The 18471-nt window shown below is 61.3% G+C and carries 18 protein-coding genes and 1 tRNA gene; 10 read left to right on the top strand and 9 right to left on the bottom strand.

All coding sequences use genetic code 11. The features are described from left to right. Nucleotide 1: 1 nt before the first annotated feature. Nucleotides 2-958, bottom strand: a complete 957-nt coding sequence (locus IE095_RS06200) for an NAD(P)H-dependent glycerol-3-phosphate dehydrogenase (protein WP_189410751.1) — start codon at nucleotides 956-958, stop codon at nucleotides 2-4. Then, on the bottom strand, nucleotides 955-2025 hold the full coding sequence (gene tsaD / locus IE095_RS06195; protein ID WP_189410750.1) for a tRNA (adenosine(37)-N6)-threonylcarbamoyltransferase complex transferase subunit TsaD: 1071 nt from the start codon (nucleotides 2023-2025) through the stop codon (nucleotides 955-957). Before tsaD ends, IE095_RS06200 begins: the two co-directional genes overlap by 4 nt. A gap of 41 nt (nucleotides 2026-2066) precedes the next feature. On the opposite strand from tsaD, the gene IE095_RS06190 reads away from it, so the two are divergent. From IE095_RS06190 to IE095_RS06175, 4 genes are all read left to right on the top strand, one after another. After that, nucleotides 2067-2771, top strand: coding sequence for a uroporphyrinogen-III synthase (locus IE095_RS06190; RefSeq protein WP_189410749.1), 705 nt, complete (start codon nucleotides 2067-2069; stop codon nucleotides 2769-2771). A 25-nt stretch (nucleotides 2772-2796) separates the two neighbouring features. Next, entirely contained in the window at nucleotides 2797-3756 is a 960-nt protein-coding gene (locus IE095_RS06185) for a COG4223 family protein (RefSeq protein WP_189410748.1), read from the top strand. Beyond that, entirely contained in the window at nucleotides 3753-5195 is a 1443-nt protein-coding gene (locus IE095_RS06180; RefSeq protein ID WP_189410747.1) for a heme biosynthesis protein HemY, read from the top strand. Before IE095_RS06185 ends, IE095_RS06180 begins: the two co-directional genes overlap by 4 nt. Nucleotides 5196-5242: 47 nt before the next feature. Beyond that, nucleotides 5243-5318 (top strand) — tRNA-Thr (locus IE095_RS06175). A 91-nt stretch (nucleotides 5319-5409) separates the two neighbouring features. Here the strand turns inward: IE095_RS06175 and IE095_RS06170 are convergent. After that, complete coding sequence (locus IE095_RS06170; RefSeq protein WP_268247712.1) at nucleotides 5410-7347, bottom strand: calcium-binding protein; 1938 nt, start codon at nucleotides 7345-7347, stop codon at nucleotides 5410-5412. 97 nt (nucleotides 7348-7444) lie between these two features. Then, on the bottom strand, nucleotides 7445-8473 hold the full coding sequence (locus IE095_RS06165) for a substrate-binding domain-containing protein (RefSeq protein ID WP_189410745.1): 1029 nt from the start codon (nucleotides 8471-8473) through the stop codon (nucleotides 7445-7447). Nucleotides 8474-8623: 150 nt separating this feature from the next. On the opposite strand from IE095_RS06165, the gene IE095_RS06160 reads away from it, so the two are divergent. From IE095_RS06160 to IE095_RS06135, 6 genes are all read left to right on the top strand, one after another. After that, nucleotides 8624-9658: a Gfo/Idh/MocA family protein gene (locus IE095_RS06160; RefSeq protein WP_189410744.1), complete on the top strand. Its 1035-nt coding sequence runs from the start codon at nucleotides 8624-8626 to the stop codon at nucleotides 9656-9658. Continuing rightward, on the top strand, nucleotides 9659-10591 hold the full coding sequence (locus IE095_RS06155; RefSeq protein ID WP_189410743.1) for a sugar phosphate isomerase/epimerase family protein: 933 nt from the start codon (nucleotides 9659-9661) through the stop codon (nucleotides 10589-10591). A 53-nt stretch (nucleotides 10592-10644) separates the two neighbouring features. Then, nucleotides 10645-11853: an ABC transporter substrate-binding protein gene (locus IE095_RS06150; RefSeq protein WP_189410742.1), complete on the top strand. Its 1209-nt coding sequence runs from the start codon at nucleotides 10645-10647 to the stop codon at nucleotides 11851-11853. A 62-nt stretch (nucleotides 11854-11915) separates the two neighbouring features. After that, complete coding sequence (locus tag IE095_RS06145; RefSeq protein WP_189410885.1) at nucleotides 11916-12818, top strand: carbohydrate ABC transporter permease; 903 nt, start codon at nucleotides 11916-11918, stop codon at nucleotides 12816-12818. After that, nucleotides 12808-13638 carry a carbohydrate ABC transporter permease gene (locus IE095_RS06140; protein ID WP_189410741.1) on the top strand — a complete coding sequence of 277 codons (831 nt, stop codon included), beginning with the start codon at nucleotides 12808-12810 and terminating at the stop codon, nucleotides 13636-13638. The genes IE095_RS06145 and IE095_RS06140 overlap by 11 nt, the downstream gene beginning before the upstream one ends. Beyond that, complete coding sequence (locus IE095_RS06135; RefSeq protein WP_189410740.1) at nucleotides 13635-14696, top strand: ABC transporter ATP-binding protein; 1062 nt, start codon at nucleotides 13635-13637, stop codon at nucleotides 14694-14696. Before IE095_RS06140 ends, IE095_RS06135 begins: the two co-directional genes overlap by 4 nt. 4 nt (nucleotides 14697-14700) lie before the next feature. Here IE095_RS06135 and IE095_RS06130 read toward each other — a convergent pair whose 3' ends face one another. The 5 genes from IE095_RS06130 to IE095_RS06110 form a co-directional block, all read right to left on the bottom strand. After that, complete coding sequence (locus IE095_RS06130; protein WP_229804578.1) at nucleotides 14701-15195, bottom strand: RES family NAD+ phosphorylase; 495 nt, start codon at nucleotides 15193-15195, stop codon at nucleotides 14701-14703. Further along, the gene (locus tag IE095_RS06125) at nucleotides 15192-15662 is read right to left on the bottom strand and encodes an Xre family toxin-antitoxin system antitoxin (protein ID WP_229804575.1); all 471 of its coding nucleotides are present in this window, start codon (nucleotides 15660-15662) and stop codon (nucleotides 15192-15194) included. The genes IE095_RS06130 and IE095_RS06125 overlap by 4 nt, the downstream gene beginning before the upstream one ends. A 63-nt stretch (nucleotides 15663-15725) precedes the next feature. After that, the gene (locus tag IE095_RS06120) at nucleotides 15726-16742 is read right to left on the bottom strand and encodes a zinc-dependent alcohol dehydrogenase family protein (protein WP_189410738.1); all 1017 of its coding nucleotides are present in this window, start codon (nucleotides 16740-16742) and stop codon (nucleotides 15726-15728) included. An 11-nt stretch (nucleotides 16743-16753) separates the two neighbouring features. Beyond that, entirely contained in the window at nucleotides 16754-17101 is a 348-nt protein-coding gene (locus tag IE095_RS06115) for a cyclophilin-like fold protein (RefSeq protein ID WP_189410737.1), read from the bottom strand. A 76-nt stretch (nucleotides 17102-17177) separates the two neighbouring features. After that, entirely contained in the window at nucleotides 17178-18371 is a 1194-nt protein-coding gene (locus IE095_RS06110; RefSeq protein WP_189410736.1) for an MFS transporter, read from the bottom strand. Nucleotides 18372-18471: the final 100 nt, after the last annotated feature.

Below are 18471 nucleotides of genomic sequence, written 5' to 3'. Positions count from 1 at the left end.
CTCATTCCTCTTTTAACGGACGGGTCAGCAGGCTTTCCAAAGCATTCTTGACGGTCTGACGACCCGTGACAAGCGCTGCGACCTGCGCCGTGACTGGCATTTCCAGCCCCAACTGTCCCGCCAAACGGGCGACAGCTTGGGCTGTGGCGACTCCTTCGACCGTGGCCGCAGGCGGAGCTTCACCCTTGCCCAGCGCAAGGCCGTGGCGGAAATTTCGGGATTGGGCGGAGGTGCAGGTCAGCACCAGATCGCCAAAGCCTGAAAGCCCCATCAGCGTCTCGGCCTGCGCACCCCGCGCCAAGGCCAGCCGCTGCATCTCGGCAAAGCCCCGCGCCATCAACGCGGCCCGCGCGCTTTCACCCAAACCCGCGCCAATCGCGACACCGCAAGCGATAGCGATGACATTCTTCAATGCTCCGCCTAATTCGGCCCCGGTGACATCTGTCGTGCGGTAAAGCCGCAGTGCAGGCGTTGAAAGTGCCCGTTGAAGCATCTCACCAATCTGCGGATCATCACAGGCAAGGGTTAAGGCTGTGGGAAGGCCGCGGGCGATGTCGGCGGCAAAGGATGGCCCCGTGAGCACAGCGGGGGTGGCAGACGGGCAGGTGCGGGCGATGACATGCGATGGGCCAGTCAGGGCCGATAGGTCAATGCCCTTACAGCAAGCGACCAGTATCTTATGGCTGAAATGAGATTGATACATATCCAGAAAGCCATGCAATGCCTGCATCGGCAAGGTCAGAAGAACGACTTGTGCCGCCGACAAATCCTCTAGCGCAGCGGCTGGATGCAAGGCCGGCGGAAGCCTCACCCCGGGAAGAGCTTTGTTTTCGCGGATCGATGCCATGTCTGCCACCTGGGTCGCATCCCGCGCCCAAAGCACTACGTCACGGCTTTCGCTTGCCAAGGCCACACCGAGGGCCGTGCCAAAAGCGCCTGCACCCACGATGCCGATCATGCCTTGGCCCCCTTTTTGCCCGATCCGATCAGGGCCGGAGCGGTCTGGTCCAAGGGCCAGCGTGGCCGCGCCACCAGTTCCATCCCGTCCAGAGCACCCGATTGAAATCGCTCGATACCCGCCCAAGCGATCATCGCCGCATTGTCTGTGCACAGCGCCAAGGGTGGGGCCAAGAACCGCAGGTCTAGCTCATTGCAAAGCGCCGTCAGCCGCGCCCGGATTTCGACATTCGCCGCGACACCCCCCGCCACGGCCAAGGCGGTGGCATCGGGGCAGGTCAACAGGGCCCGCCGTGTTTTTTCCGTTAGAACGTCCGCCACCGCACCTTGAAAAGCGGCGCAAATGTCGCGCCGATCTTGCGCGCGCAGGCCACCCAAGCCGGTCATGCAGGTGTCCCGCAGCCGCAAAACAGCGGTCTTGAGGCCCGAAAAGGACATGTCGCAACCGGGCCTGTCCAGCAGCGGCCGGGGCAGGGGAAAGCGCTTGGCATCGCCCAGCGCTGCCTCGGCCTGCACAGAGGGGCCACCGGGTTGCGGCAGGGCGAGGATTTTCGCCACCTTGTCGAAGGCCTCGCCGGGGGCATCGTCGATGGAACCGCCCAGACGGGTAAAGCGATCCACGCCATCGACGCGCAGAAACTGGCAATGTCCGCCGGAGACGAGCAGCATCAGATAGGGAAACTTCAGACCATCTGTCAGGCGCGGGGTCAGCGCATGGCCCGCCAAATGGTTAACCCCCACCATCGGCAGACCTGTCGCCAAGGCCAGTCCCTTGGCCAGCATCACGCCCGACAAAACCCCGCCAATCAGCCCCGGCCCTGCCGTGACGGCGATGCCGTCCAGATCGGTCAGCGCCAAACCGGCCTGCGTCAGCGCCTGTTCGACGCAAGTATCCAGCCGTTCGGCATGGGCGCGGGCGGCGATTTCAGGGACAACGCCGCCAAAGGCGGCATGCAGGGCGGTCTGCCCTTCGACAACCGAGGCCATGATGGTGCCATCCGACCGCACCACGGCGGCGGCAGTGTCATCGCAACTGGATTCGATGCCAAGGAAGGTCAGGGGTTTCATGCGGTTGCCTTGGGGGTTCGGGTGGGGGTAACACCCAAAGCATGGTCAGGCAATCCCAACCCATCCCGGTTCTGCTGACACGGCCTTTGGCCGCTTCGCAACGTTTTGCCCGCAGTCTTGCGTCTTGGCCGGTCGTTATTTCCCCGCTGCAATCGGTGCAGAATGTTCCCGTGGACCAACCAAAGGGGGATTTCGCGGCGGTGCTTTTCACCTCGGAAAACGCGGTGCGGGCGCTACAAGGGCGCGGATGGAATCTTCCCCAACTGGCGTTTTGTGTTGGTGATCGCACGGCAGAGGTCGCGTGCGAAGCTGGTTATCAAGCCGAATCGGCGGGGGGCGATGCGTTAACCTTGGCGGAATTGATCCGCACCAAGGGGCTGGCCGGCCCATTCCTGCACCCGCATGGACGCGAGGTTCGGCAGGATTTTGCGGCGCTGGGCCTGAATGTGCAGGGCGTTGTGGTCTATGAAACTTTACCATGCGGGCTGACGGATCAGGCGCTTGCCCTTTTGGCGGGTTCCGGCTCTGTCATTGCCCCGGTCTTTTCGCCACGGTCGGCAGATTTGCTGAGGCAGGCGCGCGGAAATCTGCCGGCGGCCCTGTGGTTTGCAGCGCTGTCGCCTGCCGTGGCCGATGCGCTGATCTTGCGCGCCGGGGATCGCATGGCCATTTCGGAAAGGCCTGACGCCGAGGCGATGGTTGCGGCGATGGAACGGCTCTTGTCGGGCGGCGTTGGGCAGGGCTAGGGTTACGAAAAGGTAGGAGAGGGACATGACAGACACGACGGACATTCCCGATCCTGCACCCGAAGCTGTTCCAACACCGCCCAAACCCGATCGTCCGCGTTCGGCCTTTCCGGGTCTGGTGACCGGCGGCGCGCTGGCGGCAGCGATGGGTTTTGGTCTGTCGATGTATCTTTTGCCGCAGGGCTGGCAGCCGGTGGCGACCGATACGGCGCTGATTGACCGCCTGACTGCGGTTGAAATGGCGCTGGCGGCGATTCCGAAACCCGATACCAGCCTGACAGATAGGTTGGCGGCGGTGGAGGCGGCGCTGGCCAAGCCTGCTGCGGACCTGCCCGATCTGACGCCTCGTCTGGATAAGATCGAAAGTGAACTGGCGGCGTTGAAGGCGCGGCCTGTGTCGGTTGGTCAAGCGGACAGTGCCGAAGCGGTGGCGCGTGTCGAAGCAGCGGCGAAAGAGGCCGAGGCGCAATTGGCCGCCACCAAGGCCGAGGCCGAAGCGACAGCCCGCGCCGCGCGGATCACCACGGGATTGGCACGGCTGACGGCCACGATGGAAAGCGGCCAGCCTTACGCCGAGGCTTTGGCTGTTTTGACTGCCGAAGGCGTGACGGCACCTGAGGGGATCACACAGCAAGCCGACAGCGGCCTGCCTAGCCTTGCGCAGTTACAGGCGGATTTTCCCGCCGCTGCCCGTGCCGCGCTGACAGCGGCCTTGCGCGCAGAGCCGGGTGAGGGCTGGACCGACCGTTTCGGCACTTTTCTGCGCAGCCAAACCGGCGCGCGGTCGCTGACGCCGCAAGAGGGCAGTGATCCCGATGCCATCCTGTCGCGGGCCGAGGCAGCGCTGGCTAAGGGTGATCTGGCCGCGACGCTCAGCGAACTGGCTGCCCTGTCGCCCGAGGCGGCGGCCGAAATGACGGCTTGGGTGGAGCAGGCCACGAAACGCCAAACGGCGCTGGCGGCGGTTGCCGGGTGGCAACCATGATCACATCTCTGTTCAAGGCCTTGTTGTTCTTTGCCCTGATTGCCGCCATGGCGCTGGGCGCGGTCTATCTGACCGATCTGGGCGGCGGCATTCGCTTGGCGGCGATGGGCTATGAGTTCACGCTTGGCCCGTTGCAAACCCTGATCGCCATCCTGCTGCTGTTTGCGCTGGTCTGGCTGGCGCTGCGCATCTTGGCGCTGCTGTCGGCTACGTTTCACTTTCTGAACGGCGATGAAACAGCCCTGTCGCGCTATTTCGACCGCAATCGGGAGCGCAAAGGCTATCAGGCGCTGTCGGACAGTCTGATTGCCTTGGCTTCGGGCGACGGGCATCTGGCGCTGTCACGGGCGCAAAGGGCCGAGAAATATCTGGCAAGGCCGGAACTGACCAATCTGATCGCCGCCCAATCCGCCGAAATGGCGGGCAACAACACGCGGGCGTCCGAGGCCTATAAGGCGCTTTTGGCGGATGACCGGACCCGGTTCATTGGTGTGCGCGGCCTGATGCTGCAAAAGCTGGCCGAGGGGGATCAGGCGACGGCGCTGAAACTGGCGGAAAAGGCGTTGGAGCTGAAACCGCGCCACCCGGAAATTCAGGATGTCCTTTTGCAGATGCAGACGGGGCAGGCCGATTGGAAAGGGGCACGGAAAACGCTGGAGACGCAGGCGAAAACGGGCAGCCTGCCAAAGGATGTCTATCGGCGGCGCGATGCGGTGCTGGCCCTGCAAGAGGCCAGGGGCGTGCTGGACGATGGCGCGAGCGTCGAGGCGCGCGAGGCGGCGATTCTGGCGAACCGATTGTCGCCTGACCTGATCCCGGCGGCATCCTTGGCGGCGCGGGGTTTAGCGCAGAAGGGCGAGGTGAAAGCAGCGACGAAGGTCTTGAAAAAGGCGTGGGACGTGCGACCGCATCCCGATCTGGCGGCGGCCTTTGCGGCGCTGGAGCCTGAGGAAACGCCGGAGGCGCGGCTGAAGCGGTTCAAGGTATTGACCACGCTACATCCGGATGATCCTGAAACGCGGATGCTGCTGGCCGAATTGAATCTGTCGGCCGAAGATTTCCCCGCCGCGCGCCGCGCGCTGGGCGATCTGTTGGACAAGAACCCCAGCCAAAGGGCGCTGGCGCTGATGGCCGCCATTGAGCGCGGGCAGGGGGCCGAGGAATCGGCGGTGCGCGGTTGGCTCGCCCGCGCCGTTTCGGCCCCGCGCGGGCCGGCATGGTGCTGCGACAAATGCCAGAGGGTGCAGGCGGAATGGGCCCCGGTTTGCGCCCATTGCGGCGGATTCGATACGCTTTCTTGGCGTCCGCCCGCTGCTGATGCCGCCGCAGACCCCAGTGCTGCCCTGCTGCCGCTGCTGATCAGCCCCGCCTCGCAAGCACCCGACGCGACGGAAATCACCGAAATTCTGGATCATCGCCCCGAGGCGGGCGATCCGTGAAAAAGGGGCTTCACACCCGTTCCGCTTGGTGATACCTCGCCCCCGTCGCCGCTGTAGCTCAGTTGGTAGAGCACGTCATTCGTAATGATGGGGTCGGGGGTTCGAGTCCCTTCAGCGGCACCACTGCACCAGCAGAAGGTTTGCGGCAAATTCAAGGACGGGTCGCAGAAGACCTTTGATCCTGCCGCTAAATTTGTATCGCGAAGGCGTTCCTTCAGAACAGAAAATCGTCCTTTTGAAGAACAGCATGGTTCATGAGAACGATGGTCCAATCCGCACGACCGTCGCCATTGACATCTCCCTGCAATAAGCCGCTAGCGCGATCATAGCGGACCTGATCCGCCGTGCCGGAGAATTTGGCTTGGCCGATAAAGCGTCCGCCATCCATGAAAGCAGACAGGTTTATCTTATCCCCTGTTCCGAAATCTGCAATGCGATCCCGGTCAATTTCCGACAAAGTGCGAAACACGAACTGATCATTTCCCTTGCCGCCAGAAAGCCAGTCCTGCCCTCCCGCCCCGTCCAGGCGGTTGTCGCCGGAGTTGCCTGAAAGCCTGTCACCTTGGATGGCCCCTGTCAGGTTGAGATCGCGATCACCCTCAAGCCGGAAACTCTCGATCTGCTTGAAATCTTGTGCGTGTAGGGAAACACGGTCGCTGATCAGAGTATCGCTGCCGCCTCCCGCCTTCTCAGAGACCAGCGTTTTTGCGTTGCCCACATAATAAGTGTCATCACCTGCGCCGCCAATCAGCGTATCGGTATTTTCACGCCCCCCTAGAGTATCGTTGCCCACACCGCCGCTGATTCGGTCACGACCTTCAAAACCGAGCAAAAGATCATGGCCTGCACCGCCGAAGAGATGGTCATTCCCACGGCCTGCTCCGACATTGTCGTCGTCCGCCCCACCCGAGAGTCGATCATCGCCGTCGGCACCTCGGAGCCGATCAGACCCCTGATTTCCGGACATGGTTTCACGCCCTGCATTACCAAACATCCGATCGTTGCCCAGGCCTCCGGATAGCGAGGACTGGGCAATCACCAGAATTTCCAACCGATCACCGCCTGCGCCACCGAGCAGGGTTTGGCTGGCAGCATAACCCTGTAGGATGTTCGCGCTGTCATCCCCGGTCGCAGTCAATCCGCCCAACCCCCAGATCGCGGCGTTTTCAACACCAGAAAAATCGTTTAAATTCAGAGAAATAGTATTTGAGTACAACCAATCTTGCCCCGCCGCTGCCGCTGCGCTTTCTACAACCGTCTCTTCGCCGATCAGCCAATATACGTCATCACCGTCACCTCCTTGCAGCGTATCATGGCCACCTAGCTCGTCGGCAAATCCGCCTGAGGAGACCAATGTGTCATTCCCGGCACCGCCATAGACAAGATCATTGCCGAAGCCACCGGTCAGGCTGTCATCCCCGTCATCCCCATGCATGGTGTCATTTCCGGCGTCGCCTTGCAGGAAGTCGTGGCCAGTGCCTCCTTCTATAAAATCATCATCGGTCCCGCCGTAGATCAAGTCTGTGTCGTCGCCGCCTGACAACAGATCGCGACCAAAACCGCCATAAAGCACGTCCTCGCCCTGATCCCCCTGGATCAAATCGTCGCCGCTTTCGCCGGATAAAGTGTCATTGTCCGATCCGCCGATGAGCGTATCGTTGTCATCGCCTCCGGTCAGAGAATCGCGGCTATCCCCACCGGTGAGATGATCGTTGCCTGCTCCACCGTTGATCCGATCTTGCCCGGCATCACCTTGCAAAGTGTCTTGGCCGGCATCGCCGTCGATAAAGTCGTTGCCCTGCCCACCTTGAACCGAGTCATTGCCAGATCCCGCACCAATGAAATCGTCCCCTTCATCGCCGATCAGTGTATCGTCGCCCGCCTCGCCTGAGAGCAAGTCATTCCCCATTCCGCCGTTCAGGCTGTCGTGTCCGCGATCGCCCCACAGGCTGTCATCACCCTGATCGCCCATCAGACTGTCGGCATCCTCGCCGCCGGCCAACGTGTCGTTCCCATCACCGCCCGTGATCAGGTCATTTCCATCTTGGCCTTGCAGCAGATCGTGCCCCTGTAGACCGTTCAGGGTGTCATCACCAAAACCACCTGACAAAATGTCGTTGTTTGCGCTGCCCAGAATAAGTTCGTTGGCCACAGTTCTGCTCCTGATGAAATGCCCGTCTGTATGGGGCAAGGCTGTCAGGAGTATCTAAAACGTTCAAGTGAACAGCTTGGATCGACGGGTCAGGTATTCATGACCCTGGGGGCGCTACAGAAGCCCCTGGAACGAAAGTCATTGGCCAAAGCTTATGATTTCGCCGAGCCTGATCTCCGTTGTTGCCCAAGAGATCCAGGACAGCACGGGCCATTTCCTGCCCTAGTTCAGGCAAAGAGGTGCGAAAACAGGCGGGGGCAGGGTCAAGAAAGCGGAGTTGGGGATTTTCGCGGAAGGTGATGATGCTGACATCGGTGCCTGGGGCGATGCCGTTGTTGCGCAAGGCACCATAGAGGCCAACGGTGGTGGCCTCGGAACACAAAAGGGCGGCGGTGGGGCGGTGGGGCAGGGCGGCCAGTTGGCGGCCAAAGTCATAGCCGCCTTCCTCGGACGTGGCGACGCGGAGAATCAGATCAGGATCGACGGGCAGGCCCGCGGCTTGCAGACCAGCGAGATAGCCGCTGCGGTAATGCTGGCCAAGGTTCACGTCCTTTTCGGGCAAGGCCACGGCAATGCGGCGATGGCCGAGGGCGACGAGTTCAGCGACAGAACGGCGGGCGACATCGTGGAAATCAAGGTCGATCCAAGGGTATTCGCCGGGGGTTTCGCTGCGGCCCAGGGTGAGGAAGGGCATGGCGGATTTGGCGAGCAGCGCAATGCGCTGATCCTGAACGCGGGTGGCGGTGATGACGAGGGCATCGACGATGCCACGGGCCACCAGACGGGCGAGATATTCGACGGGATCATCGGCAGAATGGCAGGGGAGGATCACGAGGTCATAGCCACGTTCGGCCAGGGACTCATGCATGGCGTCGGTGACGATGTAGAAAAAGTTGTCACCCGCCTGATTGGCCGGGCTGCCGGTTTCAATGACAAAGCCAATGGTGTTGGTGGCCCCGCGCCGCAGGCTGCGGCCGGAGGCATTGGCGACATAGCCGAGTTCGGTGGCCGCTTGCAGCACGCGGCTGCGGGTTTCGGGATGCACGCCGGGGCGGTTGTTCAACGCCCGCGAGACGGTGCCGATCGAGATGTTCAGATGTTCGGCCAGACGCCGGATATCGGTCACGAGGGCTGCTCCTGCGCCACGTTGTAAACGTTTCCAAAAATCTGATTGACACGAATCGGCCTGTTATGGAAGTGTTCGTAAACGTTTACAAACCATGCGTGGCAGAAGGGTCTGGAGGGACCGCTGCGTGTGGAAAGGGAGGGGAATTCCATGTTGCGCGCCGTTTTGGTGGGCTGCGGAGCGATGGCCGATGGCTGGCTTCGGGCGCTGAAAGAGACACCGGAACTGACCGCTGCCGTGCAGTTGGTGGGTCTGGTCGATCTGAACATCGACACGGCGAAGGCCTTGGCGGCGCGGCATGGCTTGGATGCGGAATGCGGTGTCGATCTGGGGACGATACTGGCAAGCCAAAAGCCCGATCTGGTGTTTGATCTGGTGGTTCCTCCCGCCCGTCATGCGGTGGTGCGTCAGGCTTTGGCGGCCGGGGCGCATGTTCTGTCGGAAAAGCCGATGGCGAACACGCTGGATCAGGCGCGCGATCTGATTGCCGCAGCGGATGGGGCAGGGCGGATTCATGCCGTGATTCAGAACCGGCGCTTTCTGCGGGGCATTCGGCGGGTGAAGGCGCTGCTGGACAGCGGGGCCTTGGGCGAAATGACGGCGCTGCATCAGGATTTCTTTATCGGGGCGCATTTCGGCGGCTTCCGCGATGAAATGGCGCATGTGCTGCTGCTGGATATGGCGATCCACAGCTTTGACGCGGCGCGCTGGCTGATCGGGGCGACGCCCACCGCTGTTTATTGCCGCGAAACCAACCCGAAGGGCAGCTGGTACGCCCAAGGGGCCAGTGCCGATGCACTGTTCGATTTCGCAAATGGCGTGACGATGACCTATCGCGGAAGCTGGTGCGCCGAAGGGGCGAATACGGCTTGGGAGTGCAACTGGCGCATCATTGGCACCAAGGGGACCATTCTTTGGGACGGGAATGAGGGCATCACAGCCCATGTGGTCGCGGGTGCCGAAGGTTTCTTCCGTCCGTTGACCCCCGTCGAAGTGCCCGATCTGCCCGAGCCGCTGGTCGAAGGCCATGCCGGGGTGATCCTTGATTTCGTGCGGGCGGTGCAGCAGGGCGACAAGCCGTTGACCGTGGGCATCGACAACATCCATTCGCTGGCGATGGTCTTTGCGGCCATCCAAAGCGCCGAAACCGGGGCGCGTGTTCCGGTCACAATCCAAGAGGCCTGAATGTCTGACCCTGCCAAATCCATCCGCATCGGAACCATGATCTCGGCCTCTGGCGGCGAGGCTGCCAAACGCATCGGCCAGATTGGCCATCTGGGCTTTGAAAGTTTTGAACCCTTCTTCTGGCAAACGACTAACGGCCAAAATCTGGCCGAACTGGGCAAGGCCTGCGTCGGCGCAATTGGGGATCGCGATATCAAGATCACGACCTTGGGCATGTTCGGCAACCCTTTGGAAGATCAGCCGATGGACCGCGAAACCCTGCAAGGCTGGAAGGATTGCATCGACAACGCGCATCATTTTGGGGCGACTTGCGTGGCGGGCTTTACGGGCCGCGTCCGGGGCAAGCCTTTGACCGACAGCCTGCCGCGTTATCGTGAGGTCTGGTCGGAACTGGCAAAACGCGCTGCGGACAAGGGCGTGAAGATCGCCTTTGAAAACTGCGCGATGGATGGCAACTGGCAGACGGGCGATTGGAACATCGCGCATAACCCCGACGCTTGGGAGCTGATTTTTAACGAAACGCCGGATGATCATATCGGGTTGGAATGGGAACCCTGCCATCAGATGGTTTATCTGATTGATCCCACACCGCAAATCCGTAAATGGGCGAGCAAGATTTTCCACGTTCACGGCAAGGATGCGACCATCCGCTGGGACGTGATCCGTGAACATGGGATCTTTGGGAAACATCCTTTCGTGCATATGCGGACGCCGGGATTTGGTGACAGCAATTGGGTCGAAATCATCAGCGAGCTGCGCCGCCATGGATACAAAGGGTCCATCGACATCGAGGGCTGGCATGACCCGGTTTACCGCGATGCGCTGGAAATGACCGGCCAGGTCCGGTCGATGAAGTACCTGAAGGAATGCCGTGGCGGCGATTATGTCGCCGAAGACGGTGCCTATGGTGGGGGTGACCCCTCGCTTTTGTAACAACAGGCGCCCGGATCAACCGGGCCAAACCGTAACCCATGGGAGGAGAAACCATGATCATTCAAAGACTTCTGACCTCGGCCGCCTTTGCTGTGGCAGCTGTTCCGGCCTTGGCCGAAACGGTGACCATCGACCTGTGGACGATCGACCGGCCCGGCGAATATCACTATGTGATGGCCGAAGAATTCATGAAGGCCAACCCGGACATCATCGTGAATGTCCGCTCGGTGCAGTTCGAGGATATGGTGAACGATCTGGCCCGCGCGGTTTCGACCGGCGATGCGCCCGACGTGACCTATATCGACAACCCGGAAGTCGCCCTTTTCGCCTCGCGCGGGTTGCTGCTGGACATGAAGCCGATGATCGACAAATCCTCGGTCATCAAGCCGGATCAGATCTACCCGGGCCCCTTGGCCTCGGTCACCTATGAGGGCGGGATTTACGGTATTCCGCGCGGTGCGAACACGATTGCCCTCTATTACAACGCCGATATGTACAAGGCGGCAGGGCTGGACCCGGACAATCCACCGAAAACTTGGGACGAGCTTTATGCGGCGGCCAAGGCGCTGACGAAGCCGGAAGAAAACATCTATGGGCTGGCGTTCTCTGCGGTGGGGACCGAAGAGGGGACGTTCCAGTTTCTGCCTTGGCTGCAAATGGCCGGGGGCGATTTCAACAACGTCAACACGCCCGGTGCGGTGACCGCTCTTAACCTTTGGAAGCAGTTCATCGATGAAGGGCTGGCCAGCCCCGATACCCTGATCCGCGGCCAGTGGGATTCGACGGGCACCTTCAACGCGGGTTCGGCGGCGATGTCGATCTCGGGCCCGTGGGAACTGCCAAGGATGAGCGAAGAGGCGAAGTTCGACTATCGCGTCGCCCTGCTGCCCGCGCCTTCGGCAGATGCGCCGCGCGCCAGTGCCTTGGGCGAAGGCGACAACGTCATTCTGGCAAACACCGATCAGCCGGAAGCGGCGTTCAAATTCGTCGAATACATGTATTCACAGATGCCGCGTGTCTGGAACGAATTCGGCTATATGCCCGCCTATCCGGTGGACGTGGCCGATCCGAAACATGCGGCGGCTTATGCGGTATTCGTCGAATCGATGAAATATGCGCGCAACCGTGGCCCCCATGCCGAATGGCCGAAGATTTCGAAAGCCGTGCAAGACGCGATCCAGTCCACGCTGACGGGCCAAGCCCCAGCAGAACAGGCGCTGGCGGATGCACAGGCCAAGATTGACGGTGTTCTGGGCCAGTAATGGCCCGATGGCTGCGGGGGGTCGCTCCCTCCCCTCGCAGCCCTTTTCCCGCTGAGGTGACCATGCTGCGCTTTGACCGCGTTTTCCGTGACGGTGGGGGTTTTGACACCCTGCTGGTGATGCTGGCCTTGGGCTATCTGGTGGTCTTTTCGGCCTTTCCTCTGATTTACAACGTCGTCATGTCCTTTCAGGAAGTGGACCTGTTTTCGTTGGCGTCCTTTGATCGGCCCTTTGTCGGTTGGGACAATTATTCCGAAGTGATGGGCGAACGGGTTTTCACGCCGATCTTCTGGAACACGGTGCAATTCGTCGGCCTGTCGGTGTTCTTTCAACTGACCATCGGCTTTGGGCTGGCGCTGTTCTTTCAACAGGATTTCCCCGGTGCCACATGGTTGCGGGGCCTGTTTCTGGCAGGCTGGATTCTGCCGGGGCTGGTCGTTGGGGCCGTCTGGGGCTGGATTCTGGCGGGCGATTTCGGGGTTTTGAACTATGTGCTGCAATCTTTGGGCCTGATTGAGGGCAAGATTTTCTGGCTGTCGGACCCTTCCGTGTCGCTTTATTCGGGCATCATCGCCAACATCTGGCTGGGCATCCCCTTTAACATGATCCTGCTGTCGGTCGGTCTGGCGGCCATTCCGGCGGATGTTTATGAGGCCGCCGAACTGGACGGGGCATCGCGCCTTCACCGTTTCCTGACCATCACCCTGCCCCTGATGCGGGCACAGCTTGGGGCGGTGATCAGTCTGGGTGTGATCTTTACCCTGCAACAATTCGACCTTTTCGCAGCCCTCACCCGTGGTGGCCCGTCGAATGCGTCGAATGTGCTGCAATACTGGGCCTGGCAGTTGAGTTTCGAGGAATATCGCATCGGGCAAGGTTCGGTCGTGTCGGTGCTGATGATCCTGTTCGTGGTCATCGTGGCCTTTGTCTATGTCCGCTCAACAAGGAACGAACATGCTGGCTAAGAACCTTTGGACCCGCTGGGTGTTGCTGGCCGTGGCCTTGGTCATGGTCGGGTTCTACCTGTTCCCTGTGTACTGGATGTATATCACCGCGTTGAAAACCAACACGGAAACCTTCCAGAACCCACCGACCTTTTGGCCGCACGACCCGCAATTCCGCTTTGCCGAGGTTTGGGTGAAATATGGCTTGGACAGCTATATCAAGAATTCCGCCATCATCGCGGCGGGGACGGTGGCGCTGGTGGTGATTCTGGGCACGGGTTGCGCCTATGCCTTGGCGCGGGTGCGGTCGGTCTGGATGGATCTGGTGCTGTTCACCGTGCTGATGATGCAGGTTCTGCCGTCATCCTTGATGATCACCCCGATCTTTGTGGCCTACAATCAGGTGGGTATGATGGATTGGCCGCGCACGGGCGTTGTGCTGGCCCAAGCGGCCAAGGTTCTGCCCCTGTATATCGTGTTGGTGCGGGCGGCCTTTACCCAGATTCCCAAGGAATTGGAAGAGGCGGCGCTGGTCGACGGCAATTCGCGGATGGGGGCGTTTCTGTTCATCGCCGTGCCCTTGGCGCGCAACGGGATTATGGTGACGGCGATCCTGATCTTCATGCAAAGCCTTGGCGAATATGTCTATGCGCGCAGCCTGATCACCGACCGCGCCTTGCAACCCGCCACCGTGGGCCTGCAATTCCTGACCGGGCCGAATGCGTCGGACTGGTCGGGGATCATGACCTATTCCGCCATTTATGTGACCCCCATCCTGATCCTTTTCGTGGCCTTGCAGCGCAAGATCGTGTCGGGCCTGACTTCCGGAGCGTTGAAATGACCCAGCAAATCACCCTTTCGGGCATCGAGAAACATTACGGCGGCTATCACGCGCTGAAGGGGATCAATCTGGACATTCCCAAGGGCCAGTTCGTGGCGCTGGTCGGGCCATCGGGTTGCGGGAAGTCGACGCTTTTGCGCACGATTGCGGGGCTGGAAACGATCAGCGGCGGGCGCATCGAAATTGCCGGACGCGACGTGACGGCGGTGCCACCGCGCGGGCGGGACATTGCGATGGTGTTCCAGTCTTATGCGCTTTATCCCCATCTGACGGTCGAAGGGAACATGACCTATGCCCTTCGTCTGAAAGGTCTGTCGAAGGCCGAAGCCAAGGCAAGGGCCGCTGAAATTGCTGAAATCACAGGGCTTTCGGCGCTGTTGCAGCGCTACCCGCGTGAACTGTCCGGCGGACAGCGGCAAAGGGTGGCGATGGGCCGCGCCATTGTGCGCGATCCGGCGGCCTTTCTGTTTGATGAGCCGCTTTCCAACCTTGATGCCGCCCTGCGCGTCCATATGCGCGCCGAAATCCGCAAGCTGCACAACCGGCTGGGGGCGACCTCGGTCTATGTCACCCATGACCAGATCGAGGCGATGACCATGGCGGATCATGTGGTCGTGATGCGGGCGGGTGTGGTGGAACAGCAAGGTGCGCCGTTGGAACTGTATGACCGGCCCGCGAACCAGTTTGTCGCGGGGTTCATCGGTTCCCCGGCGATGAACTTTGTGCCGGGGCGCGTGGGCGAGGACGAGCAGTCGGTGGCGCTGGATCTGGCGGGCAGCCCTGTGCTGCGCTTTGCGGGCAGGCGCCCATCAGGCGAGGCGGTGACGGTCGGCTTGCGGCCCGAGCATCTGGAACTGGGCGGGGCAGGGGGGAACAGCCTGACCCTGCCGGTCGCCTTGGTGGAGCGGACGGGTTCGGCGTCTTACATCGTCTCCGACACGGATCTGATGATTGCGGCAACCGAACGGGTGGCCGATGGGCTTGGGCAAGTGACGGTGCATATCGCTTCGGAACGGGTGCATCTGTTCCACCCGACCACGGGCGTTGCGCTGCGTTAGCGGTTCAGCGGGGCAGGCGCGGGTCTTGGGCAAAGCGTTCCTGCTGAACATCAGTATAAGCCGCGTCGTCACGCGGGCTAAAGATCAGGTTCCAACAGTGCCGCGACACGGCCGAGGGGATCAGCACAAAGGCATGACGCGCCAGAAGAGCCGCGCCAAAGGCCTGCTGGTTGGCATTGGGCGTGCAGGGCACCAGCCAATGCGGGTTGGGCACATCCTGCGGATGGACGACATGGATCAGGGCCGGATCGGGAATATGCGCCCTGGTCAGGATATGGGGCTGACTGTCCAGCACGTGAAAGCCCTTGTGGACGGCCACCTCAAGCGTCGCGGTCGCCGGGTCAAGCGCGGCATAGACACAGCGCAAACCCGGTGGATTCCACCGCCCGCCAACCTGAAAAGCCCCTTCGCCGCTGGCCCAAGTGCCCGCATGGCGGGCCATGTCCAGCCGCCAGAACCAGATGGCCCCGGTTCCCAGCGGCGGAGAAAGCGGGTTCACGTGTGAACCCCGTATTCGATCCGCGTCAGATAATGCTCGACCGCCTCGACCCCCACGGATGTTGCCAAAAGATCGACCGGGCGGCGCTGATCCAGCCCGATGGCGGGGCGTTCGAGCCAAGCCTCAGCCTCGGCGCGCGATCCGAAGATATCACTGGCGCGGCCCAGAATTTCGGCGAATTTCCAAGCGCGGTTGCTTTGATCAACGCTGAGCAGCGCGGGTTCCGCATCTTTCTTGCGCCGTTGCAGGGTGCGCAGGCTGATGCCAATGGCCTTGTCCAGCAAGCTGCCCCGCGACAGCATCCCCACCTCTTTCGTCAGATGCAAAAGCGCGGGTGAGGGCAGGCCGTTCAGCAAAAGGTCATGCGCCTCAAGGCTGTTGCGCACGGGGCGGGTCATCGTCGCCCGACCGCCCAGCAGGGCATAGGTGCGGGCAATGTCCTGTTCGATCAGGGCGGGATCGGCCATGGCTTTCCTCATGCGACAAGTGACGTTTGAAATATGTCACCTGTCGCATAGCATTTCAAGAGGTCAGATCCGCAGCAGCGTCTTGATCGCCCGGCGTTCATCCATGGCGCGATAGCCATGGGCCACATCGGCAATGGGCAATTCCTGATCAAAAACTTTGCCGGGATTGATCTGGCGGGTCAGCACAAGGTCCATCAGATCAGGCAGAAAGCGGCGCACAGGGGCCGGGCCGCCCAGCAGGTTCTTTTGCGAAAAGAACAGGAATTCGCCGCCCAGTTCGACGCCATGCGGCACGCCGACAAAGCCGACCGAACCACCCGGACGGGCCGCGTTGATCGCCTGAAACATCGACTCCTTGGTCCCCACGCACTCCAGCACCGCATCGGCCCCAACATCGCGGGTCATGGCCTTGATGGCGGCAACGCCCGCATCGCCCCTTTCGGTGACGATATCCGTCGCGCCGTATTCCAGGGCCAGATCCTGCCGTTGCTTATGACGGCTCATCGCGATGATCCGTCCGGCCCCCATCTGCTTTGCGGCCAGAACGCCCATCAGACCAACGGCCCCATCGCCCACCACCGCCACGGTCGAGCCGGGCCGCACCCGCGCCGCATCGGCGGCATACCAGCCGGTTCCCAACACATCCGAGACCGCCAAAAGGCTGGGGATCAGGTCATCGTCGGGCATGGTTTCGGTTGCCACCAGAGAGCCATCGGCCAAGGGGACGCGGGCGAGAGGGGCTTGGGCGCCGCTCATGAATTCGCGCTGCACACAGGAGGATTGGAACCCGTGGCGGCAATGGGGGCAGGTGTTGTCGGACAGGGCAAAGGAGCCGACGACAAACTGGCCGGGGCGGATGGTTTTGACATCGGCGCCCACCTCGACCACCACGCCGCAATATTCGTGCCCCATGCGCATGGGGCCGGCAGGCTTGTCGATGCCGCGCCAGGGCCAAAGGTCCGAGCCGCAGATGCAGCTGGCCGAAAGCCGGATGATGGCGTCTGTGGATTTCAGGATTTCCGGTTCGGGCACCTCTTCATAACGCACATCGCCGGGGGCATGCAGGACCGTGGCTTTCATCGGATTCTCCTTTAGATCAGGTCAAGTGTCAGGGAATGTTCGCCGCGCACCAGCAGGGGGGCTAGGCCACCCTCGATGTGACCAAGGCGAATGAGATCGCCGCGATAGCGATAGGCGGCGTGGAAGAAGGCCAGATTACCCCAGCCACGAAAATAGCACAGATCGCCCGCCGCCTCGTCGTTGAAATCGGCAAGCCCGCCTTCGTCCAGCCGCCGCGGCAGATGCGCCAGTTTTTCGTTGGACGAGAAATCTTCGATGGTCAGCGTCAGAGGCAAAAGCGTTATCAGATCGTGGGTCGTGGGATTGTCGAGCAGGCGGTAGGTGACATCCTGATCGGCAAAGCGGCAGCGCAAGCGCATGGATTCTCCTGTGGTTTGGGCATGTACGAAGGCTGGCGCGCAAAGCGATGCGGCAAGAAAGGCCCGTCGTGAAAGATCAGCCATCGGTTTGCCCTTTTGGTTTAGGTAGCGTCAGTCTTGCAAAAAACACCGAGCCGGCGAAAAGCACGGCCGCTAGGAAGAAGGTGCTTTGCCAGCCCGCCAGATCAAACAGAAAGCCGCCAGCAAAGGCGCCCGTGGTGATAGCGAACTGGATCAGCGCCACTTGCAGGCCACCTGCCGCCTCAAGCTGATCGGGCACGGCCTTGGTCATCCAGGTGTTCCAAGCGACGGGAATGGGGGTGATGAATAGGCCCCAAAGCATCAAAAGGAAGGCGATGGGCAGCGCATAGGGACCGAAAGGGATCAGCAGCAGGGCAATCAGGCCCAGCACCAGCGGCAGGCCGATCAGAACGCTGGCCAGATAACGCCGCAGCAGAAAGCCGACAATCAGCGTGCCCAGCAGTCCGGTAAGGCCCAAGCCCAACAAAACCAGCGAAAGAGGATTGACCGTTAGGCCAGTAACACCTTCCAGAAAAGGCCGCAGATAGGTGGAGAGGGCGAATTGCCCCATAAAGGCCAAGGTGATGGAGATCATGCCAAGCGCAAAGACCCTTTGCCGCAAAAGCCCGACCATTCGCCCCACCGAAACGGCCGTATCGGCAGGGAGCGAGGGCACGGCGCGCATTTGCCAAAGGGCGGCCAGCAGGGCCACCGGCACGATGGTAAAAAACGCGCCACGCCAACCGATCAAGCCGCCCAGAAAACTGCCCAAAGGGGCGGCAATGACAAAGGCAAAGGCGGTGCCGCCCTGCAACATGGCAATCGCCTTGGGCAGATCCGCCGCTGGCACGATCCGGGCTAGGATCGCGGTGGAAAGCGACCAGAAGCCGCCGATCGACACGCCAATCAAGGCCCGCCCGAGCATGAAGGTCAGATAATCCGGCGCAAGGCTGGTCAGCAGACCGCCCAAGACCAGAATCAAAGTGTAAAGCACCACCACTGTTCGGCGGTCGATGTTCGACAAAAGGCCATTGCCGAAAAGGCTGGTCAGCACGGCAAACAGGCCGGAAAAGGCAATCGCCTGCCCTGCCTGCCCTTCAGTAATGCCCAGATCGCGGGCGAGGGGGGTCAGGAGGCTGACGGGCATGAACTCTGAGGCGACCAACACAAAGGTCATCAGCGACAGGCAACGCACTGCGGCCCAGGGCTGGGTCGACTGACCTTGCTGCGTGTCAAAAGTGGCTTCCATGAAAGGCCTTTCATCTGGATATGCCGACGCTTCTACCCCCTTGCCAGTCTTTCGATTAGACGGTGTAATCAGCAAGGACTTATCGGAATTTGATATGAAT

Source organism: Neogemmobacter tilapiae (genome assembly GCF_014652215.1).
GTDB lineage: Bacteria > Pseudomonadota > Alphaproteobacteria > Rhodobacterales > Rhodobacteraceae > Neogemmobacter > Neogemmobacter tilapiae.
The sequence above is the reverse complement of the archived record's forward strand: the minus strand, read 5'-3'. Positions and strand labels throughout refer to the sequence as shown.